Source organism: Actinomyces sp. ICM58 (assembly GCF_000283035.1).
Lineage (GTDB): Bacteria > Actinomycetota > Actinomycetes > Actinomycetales > Actinomycetaceae > Pauljensenia.
The window spans coordinates 1-1,352 of sequence record NZ_ALIY01000165.1 but is presented as its reverse complement, the minus strand read 5'-3'; the positions used below and the strand labels follow the sequence as shown (position 1 = coordinate 1,352).

Below are 1,352 nucleotides of genomic sequence, written 5' to 3'. Positions count from 1 at the left end.
TCGTCACTCAACCGGCGTCACTCCGTGGCCAGCGCCTCCGAGGGGCTGACCTTCGCGGCGCGGCGGCCGGGCAGCCAGGAGGCGATCAGCGCGGACACGATGGCCACGACGCACACGCCGACCAGCTGCAGCCACGGCACGCTCAGCACGGGGGTGGCCCCCTCGACGGGCAGGCTCATGACGCCAACCCACCCGAAGGCGACGCCCATGCCGACGCCGATGAGCGCACCGGTCAGCGATAGGAACAGCGCCTCGAGGGCGAGGAGGCCCTTCATCTGGCGGCGCGTCAGGCCGAGCGCCCGCAGCAGCCCGTTCTCGCGGGTGCGTTCGGCGACCGACAGGGACAGCGTGTTGGCCACGCCCACCAGGGACACCAGGACGGACACGCCCAGCAGCCCGACGAGGACGAGCATCAGCCGGTCGATGATCTTCGTGTACGTCTGGCGCTCCAGCGCGGAGCCGTTGACGCTCAGGTGAGAGTCCTTGAGCAGCGCGGCCTGGACGGTCTCGGCGTCGGCCCCGTCGGCCATCTTGATGATGATCGCCTGACGCTCAAGCGACGTCGCGATGGATCGCAGGGTCTTCTCGGAGACCTGGGCCTCCCCGACGCTGCCGTTCTTGTCGTAGGTGGCGCTCAGGTCCACGCACGACTCGGCGCACAGGCGCAGCGTCTGCCCGGCCAGGGCCTCGTCGCCGACGCGCACCTGGTTATCGCCCAGCTGGCTGACGGTCGAGTGGGTGACGCCCGTGTAGTCGGGTTCTCCGGTGATCATGACCGACGAGGCCTGGGCCTCGTCCTCCGCATCGGTTCCCTCTCCGGGAGCGTAGGCGGGCGCGCCCGAGGTGGTCGTCAGGGTGCCGGGGGCGGCGTACTGGGCGACGGTGGCGGCGACGCCGTCGGTGGCCGCGATGGCGGCCTGCTGGTCGTCGGTGATCGCCCCATCTGTGGACACGGCCATGAGGTCGAAGGGGCGGGCGTCGTTCACGGCGTTGGTCAGGGTGGTGCGCACGGAGGCGGCGCCGACGATGATGGTGACGACCAGGGTCACGCCGATGATGATCGCGGTGCCGGTCGCGGAGGTGCGGCCGGGGTTGCGCATGGTGTTCTCGCGGGCCATGGCGGACAGCGTGCCCGGGAAGACCAAGCCGAAGGCGCGGGTGAGGGCGGGCAGCAGCACGGAGGCGACGAGCAGCGCTCCAAGGAGCGCCAGGAGCGACCCGCCGAAAGCGCCGAGGAACTTCGTGCCGCCACTATCCGAGCGCCACGCGAGGGCCACCGAAGCGCAGCCGACGACCGCGATGAGCGCGCCGATGACGAAGCGGACGGTGTGCTTCTTCCGGGCGGCGGCCCC

At 71.2% G+C, this 1,352-nt stretch carries 1 protein-coding gene; it reads right to left on the bottom strand.

Annotation, left to right across the window (positions count from 1 at the left end; all coding sequences use genetic code 11):
• Positions 1–17 precede the first annotated feature (17 nt).
• Positions 18–1,352, bottom strand: a 1,335-nt coding sequence (locus tag HMPREF1138_RS11575) for an ABC transporter permease (protein WP_009058331.1), incomplete at its 5' end; no start/stop codon positions are given.